The sequence below is a fragment of the Desulfosporosinus sp. I2 genome (assembly GCF_000960765.1).
In the GTDB taxonomy this organism is placed as follows: domain Bacteria; phylum Bacillota; class Desulfitobacteriia; order Desulfitobacteriales; family Desulfitobacteriaceae; genus Desulfosporosinus.
The window spans coordinates 1-286 of record NZ_JYNH01000335.1; the positions used below are offsets into that span (position 1 = coordinate 1).

1 pseudogene is annotated in these 286 nt (G+C 45.8%); it reads left to right on the forward strand.

Annotated features, from left to right (window positions below):
- Positions 1–286 (forward strand): annotated as a pseudogene (locus tag UF75_RS30630) (branched-chain amino acid ABC transporter permease); the annotation flags it as partial.

Genomic DNA, 286 nt, shown 5'->3' on the forward strand with positions numbered 1-286 from the left:
CAGGGGGGGATGGCTTCAGTGCTGATTGCTCTCATTATCGGCTTTCCCGCTCTTAGACTCAATGGCTTGTACTTGGCAATTGCCACGCTGGGATTTGGCGAAGTGGTTAGGGTCATCTTTCTGAATTTAAAGATTACAAACGGAGCATTGGGGATATCAGGGATACCATCCTTAAATGTCCTAACTGGAAACGTTTTAAGCACTTTGGGTTTTGCCGACGGTTTCGCGGGCATAAGCCTGCAACAAATAAGCAATTGTGCTGTCTTGCTAATTCTTTTAGTGATCC